At 72.8% G+C, this 5,193-nt stretch carries 6 protein-coding genes, 3 tRNA genes and 1 pseudogene; 7 read left to right on the plus strand and 3 right to left on the minus strand.

All coding sequences use genetic code 11. From position 1 onward, the window contains the following. The 4 genes and pseudogenes from ACFQ3T_RS33950 to ACFQ3T_RS33965 form a co-directional block, all read left to right on the plus strand. A pseudogene (locus ACFQ3T_RS33950) lies at positions 1 to 253 on the plus strand (hypothetical protein); the annotation flags it as partial. Between the two features lie 153 nt (positions 254 to 406). Then, positions 407 to 479, plus strand: a tRNA-Glu gene (locus ACFQ3T_RS33955). Positions 480 to 509: 30 nt separating this feature from the next. Continuing rightward, positions 510 to 583 (plus strand) — tRNA-Asp (locus ACFQ3T_RS33960). Positions 584 to 618: 35 nt separating this feature from the next. After that, positions 619 to 695: transfer RNA gene (locus ACFQ3T_RS33965), tRNA-Phe, on the plus strand. A gap of 105 nt (positions 696 to 800) precedes the next feature. Here ACFQ3T_RS33965 and ACFQ3T_RS33970 read toward each other — a convergent pair. Next, complete coding sequence (locus ACFQ3T_RS33970) at positions 801 to 1,550, minus strand: protein phosphatase 2C domain-containing protein (protein WP_380729810.1); 750 nt, start codon at positions 1,548 to 1,550, stop codon at positions 801 to 803. Positions 1,551 to 1,615: 65 nt separating this feature from the next. On the opposite strand from ACFQ3T_RS33970, the gene ACFQ3T_RS33975 reads away from it, so the two are divergent. After that, positions 1,616 to 1,828 carry a hypothetical protein gene (locus tag ACFQ3T_RS33975; protein ID WP_053722501.1) on the plus strand — a complete coding sequence of 71 codons (213 nt, stop codon included), beginning with the start codon at positions 1,616 to 1,618 and terminating at the stop codon, positions 1,826 to 1,828. Continuing rightward, on the plus strand, positions 1,825 to 2,358 hold the full coding sequence (locus tag ACFQ3T_RS33980) for a Clp protease N-terminal domain-containing protein (RefSeq protein ID WP_380729812.1): 534 nt from the start codon (positions 1,825 to 1,827) through the stop codon (positions 2,356 to 2,358). The genes ACFQ3T_RS33975 and ACFQ3T_RS33980 overlap by 4 nt, the downstream gene beginning before the upstream one ends. On the opposite strand, the gene yczE is transcribed toward ACFQ3T_RS33980, so the two are convergent. Beyond that, positions 2,330 to 2,956 (minus strand): membrane protein YczE, encoded by a 627-nt coding sequence (gene yczE / locus ACFQ3T_RS33985; protein ID WP_380729814.1) that lies wholly within the window; start codon positions 2,954 to 2,956, stop codon positions 2,330 to 2,332. The genes ACFQ3T_RS33980 and yczE overlap by 29 nt on opposite strands. A gap of 61 nt (positions 2,957 to 3,017) precedes the next feature. Between yczE and yczR the strand changes: the two genes are divergently transcribed. Continuing rightward, a complete protein-coding gene (yczR, locus tag ACFQ3T_RS33990) occupies positions 3,018 to 4,478 on the plus strand; it encodes a MocR-like transcription factor YczR (RefSeq protein WP_380729817.1) in 1,461 nt (486 codons plus the stop codon). Between the two features lie 362 nt (positions 4,479 to 4,840). On the opposite strand, the gene ACFQ3T_RS33995 is transcribed toward yczR, so the two are convergent. Then, positions 4,841 to 5,193, minus strand: a 353-nt coding sequence (locus ACFQ3T_RS33995; RefSeq protein WP_380729819.1) for a hypothetical protein, incomplete at its 5' end; no start/stop codon positions are given.

Genomic DNA, 5,193 nt, shown 5'->3' on the forward strand with positions numbered 1-5,193 from the left:
CGGCCGGCTCCGGCGCACGGGCTGGCGCCCGGACGAGGCGGAGGCGCTGCTGGCGTCCGTCGCCGACCGCCCGGACCTGGCGGCGCGGTGGCGCGAGGCGGAGCGGCTGACCGACGAGCGGTTCGACGAGGCGCTGGCCGTCCTCGACGACGCGGAACGCGCCGAGTTCGCCGATCGGCTGCTCGCGGTGGTCCCGACGGCGGACCCCGCAGCGGCCCCGTCGGCCCCGACATCGGCCCCGACGACGGGGTGAACCGTCCCCAACGGGGGTGGAATCGCAGGTCAACACGTTGTGCCACCCCCGTTTTGGAGGTGTGCACTCCTGTGCCCTATGCTTACGATGCTTCCACCGGACAGCGTGGAGGGCCTGGGAAGAAGGTGGCCCAACGGCTACCGGAGGAACTGGGTCCCCATCGTCTAGCGGCCTAGGACCCCGCCCTTTCAAGGCGGTAGCGCGGGTTCGAATCCCGTTGGGGGCACGTAGTACCGTTGTGCAGCAGTACGAGCAAGGCCCAGTGGCGCAGTTGGTTAGCGCGTCGCCCTGTCACGGCGAAGGTCGCGGGTTCGAGTCCCGTCTGGGTCGCAAGGCAGTTCGGCCGGTTGGTCGAGCCGCTACCTGGCCAGGTAGCTCAGTTGGTACGAGCGACCGCCTGAAAAGCGGTAGGTCGGCGGTTCGACCCCGCCCCTGGCCACCAGCCTTCGAAAAGCCCTTCGCCTCCCGCGAGGGGCTTTTTCTTTGCCCGCACGAATCTCGGTGATCCCGGCGCCGATCCTTCGGCGCCGAATCAACCGGCGCCGGATCAACCGCCGCCGAATCCGATGACCGCCAACGCCTGGTCGTCGTGCACTTTTGCCCGACGCCACTTCGTGCGATCCACGTCACCCACTTCCGCCGCGCGGATCTCGTCCAGCACCGCTTCCGGGCCTTTCCGGGAAGTGATGTCCAACACGGCTTTCCAGTCGGCGAACAACCCGTACTCGTCCACCCCGCACGACACGCCGTCCGTCGCCATCACCACGGCCCGCACCCGGTCGCGCGGCCAACTCGCCCGGACGGCGCGGAGCGCGGCGGCGGGGTCGGCCTCGGCCACCCACCAGCCGTGCTCGCGGTTGCGCCAGTCGGTGATCCGGTCGACCTTGCCCCGCAGGTCGCGCAGGCGGGTGTCCGTCACCACCTCGGCGCCGGCGTCGGTGAACACCACGACCGGGCTGTCCCCGAGCACCAGCACGTCCACGGCGGTGTCGGTCCACCGCGTGATCGCGACCGTGCTGGACGGCGAGTCGCCGGGCGTCAGGTCGTGCCGGCGGGCCAACCGGTCGATCGCGTCGGCCAGCACGTCGGCGAGGTCGCCGGTCAACCTCCCGGACGCGGCCAGCTCGTCGGCGAGGTGGCGCGAGTGCCAGCCACCGTCACGGACGCGCGGGGTCGGCGACGTGGCTCCGTCCAGCAGCACCACGGCGTTGGCGAGTCGGACGACGCGGTCCTCGGTGGGGCGCGGCAGGCCGTCGAGGCCGAGTCCAGGGCGTTCGGCGGTGGTGATCTCCGGCATCGACGTCGAGCCTAGTGTGTCAACCGGGGTTGACAACCCGGCGGGTGTCAACCAAAGTTGACGGCATGACTGAAGCGACCGAGCTGGCCTCGGCGGCGGGTGACCGGGACCCCAGGGTCGGGCTTCGAGCGGTGAGCGCGTTGCGCCGCCTGCTCGAAACGCTCGAAGCGGTCCAGGTGCGCAACGCCCGCGCCCGCGGCTGGTCCTGGCAGGAGATCGCGGCCGAGCTGGGTGTCACCCGGCAGGCCGTCCACAAGAAGCACGGGGGAGACCGATGATCGGGGAACGGTTCACCAGGTCCGCCCGCCGCACCGTCCACGAGGCGGTGACGCAGGCGGAACGGCTCGACGCGCCGGAGATCGGCCCGGAGCACCTGGCGCTCGCGCTGCTCGACTCGCCGGTGCTCGCGGAGTTCCGGCTTGGCCGCGACGACGTGGTGGAGGCGTTCACCGCGGCCCGGCGCAAGGGCGGGCTGAGCGACGCCGACACCGCGGCGCTGCGGGGGCTGGGCATCGACGTGGACGAGATCGTCGCGTCGGTCGAGCGGTCGCACGGCGAGGGCGCGCTGGCCGTCGCGCCGCCACGGCGCCGGCGGCGGTTCTTCGGCAACCACCGGCCGTTCACGCCCGCGGCGAAGCGGGTGCTGGAGCGGAGCCTCGTCGAGGCCCGCGACCTCGGCCACCGCACGCTCCGCCAGGAGCACCTGCTGCTGGCGCTGCTGTCGAACGGAGGGCTGGTGGCCGAGGTCCTGGGGGCGCGCGGCGTGAGCTACACCGAGGTCAGGAAGCGGATCGGTCCATCCAGGTGACCAGGGGGAGGAACGCCTGGGTGAGCGGTCCGATCGCGAGGGCGTAGAGGACGGTGCCCACGCCGATCGTGCCGCCGAGCAGCCAGCCGATCGCCAGCACCAGCACCTCGACCACCGTGCGCACCAGGCGCAACGAGGTCCCGGTCCGCGCGCAGAACCCGGTCGTGAGGCCGTCGCGCGGGCCGGGGCCGAGGCGGGCCCCGATGTAGACGGCGGCTGCCAGGCCGTTCAGCACGATGCCGGCGACCAGGAACAGCACGCGCGGCACCATCCCGTCCGGCGTCGGCAGGAGCCACAGGCTCACGTCCACCGCGACGCCGATCACCACGACGTTGCTCACCGTGCCCACGCCCGGCTTCTGCCGCAACGGGATCCAGCACAGCAGGACCACCGCGCCGACGAGGGCGGTGATCGTGCCGAACGACAGTCCGGTGATCTTGGTCAGGCCCTCGTGCAGCACGTCCCACGGGTCGAGGCCGAGGGTCGCCCGGATCTGGAGCGCCATGCTCGCGCCGTAGAGCCACAGCCCCGCGAACAGCTGGGGCACGCGGCGGAGCGGCGAGACGGTGACCGAAACCTGGGTGAGGGCGGCGAGCATGTGGCCATCCTCAGCGTTGATTGGCCTTGTATTCCAGAGCCAATTCACAATAATTGGCCTTATGAACGCTGACGTCCCACCAGGTGGACGTATATCCGGCCTTCGTCTGGCCCGACTGCTGGGTGAGTGGCGTCGCGGTGGCGCACGTCACGGCTCGGCCGACCTCGCGGCGGCGGTGCGGCTGCTCGTGCTCGACGGTCGGCTGCCCGCCGGCACCCGCCTGCCCTCCGAGCGCGAGATGGCCGAGGCGCTGCCGGTGAGCCGCACGATGATCACGGCGGCGCTCGACCAGTTGCGCTCGGAGGGGTTGGTCGCGAGCCGGCGGGGCGCGGGGTCGTGGATCAGCCTGCCCACGGGGATGTTAGGGACCGTTCCGGACACGCCGTTGGTCGGCCACAGCATGGTCGACTTCGCCCGTGCCGCGCCCCCGGCGCTGCCCGGCGTGCTGGCCGCGTTCGACAACGTCCGGCGCTACCTGCCCGAGCACCTCGCCGACCACGGCTACTACGAGCACGGCCTGCCCGAGCTGCGGCGGCGCATCGCCGACCGGTACGCGGCCCGCGGCCTGCCCACGTCACCGGACCAGATCGTGGTCACCAGCGGCGCCCAGCACGCGCTCGCGCTGACCCTGCGCCTGCTGACCGGTCCCGGCGACCGGGTGCTGGTCGAGCAGCCCAGCTACCCCAACGCGCTCGACGCGATCAAGGCCGTGTCCGCGATCCCGGTGCCGGTGGCCATGACCGACACCGGCTGGGACCTGCCCGGCATCGCCGCCGCCCTGCGCCAGGCCGCGCCGCGCATGGCGTACGTCGTGGTGGACTTCCACAACCCGACCGCGCACCGGCTCGACGCCGAGGGCCGTGCCGAGCTGGCCGACATCGCGCGCCGCGCGCGCACCCCGTTGGTGGTGGACGAGACCGTCGCCGAACTGGACCTCGACGGCGACCCGCTGGACGGCCCGCCGCCGATGGCCGCGTTCGCCGAAGACCTCGTCGTCACGCTGGGGTCGGCCAGCAAGTCGCACTGGGGCGGCCTGCGGATCGGCTGGATCCGCGCGTCGACCGAGGTCGTCCACCGCCTGGTGTCCACCCGCACCGCGCTCGACCTCGGGTCCGCGGTGGTCGACCAGCTGGTGCTGGCGGACCTGCTGGCCGACCCGGAACCGGCGTTGCGGGAACGGCGCGCGCAGCTCGCCGTGCAGCGCGACGTGCTCATGGACGGCCTGCGCGAGCACTGCCCCGGCTGGCGCTTCCGCCGGCCGGCGGGCGGGCTCAGCGTGTGGTGCGAGCTGGACGCCCCGGTGAGCACCCGCGTGGCGGTCGTCGCGCAGAACCACGGCATCCGCCTGGCGCCGGGATCGCGGTTCGGCGCGCACGGCGGGTTCGAGCGGTGGTTGCGACTTCCCTACGTGCAGCCGGTCGACGTGCTGCGGGACGCGGTGCGGCGGTTGGGGCTGGTCGCCGCGTCGGTCTCCGGGGTCGGGCTGACCGGCGAGTCCGACGTGGCGGTGCCGGTGGCCTGATCGGCCTCGCCGTCGGGTTCCGGCGCAGCCCCTCGATGGCCGGAACCCGACGGTGGTCCGTGGACCTGCGGCGGGGACGCTCCAGGGATTGGCGTCCCCTGCCGCAGGTTCCCGTTCGGTCCCTCCGCCGCGGGGGCAGCGCGGTGGTGGGACCTGTACCCGTTCCTGCCAGGGCGCGGTCGGCAGGACGGGGGCCTGTGGTCGTGCTGATCACTGGTCGACGTCGCGGTGTCGTGTGATCACGGACTTCGGTGATCGCTCGATCGCGTGACCGGTGGATCGCTTCAGTGCGGGGTGTGTGAGAAGTGACTGGTCAGACGGGTGCGTTCACGTGTGCTGAAGGCACACGGGTGCCGTCTTCCTCAGTCGGGTGACGTGCTGGGCAGCCCGGGGATGCTGCCGGGGGACCGTCCGTCGTCCCGCCGTTCGACCGACCACGCGGCCGACGGCTTCGGGTTCGACTGGGCCGAGAAGGACGCGAGGAGGCCACCTCGGTGGCCGCCGCCGCTGTCCGCGCTGCTGCCGGACGACGCCGTGGGCGCGCTGGGCGCGGGCGCCTGCTTCGGGGCGGGCGCGGCGGCGCTCGGCTTGGGCGCCGCCCAGATCACCTCGGAGTCCGCGGTGACCTCGTCCGCCGCCGACGACGTCGCGTCGAGCGGTGCGAGCGGCGTGCCGGTGAGCAGGAGCAGGCCGATCGCGCCGGTCGCCGCGAACG

This window comes from Saccharothrix hoggarensis (assembly GCF_042678885.1).
GTDB classification, from domain to species: Bacteria; Actinomycetota; Actinomycetes; order Mycobacteriales; family Pseudonocardiaceae; genus Actinosynnema; species Actinosynnema hoggarensis.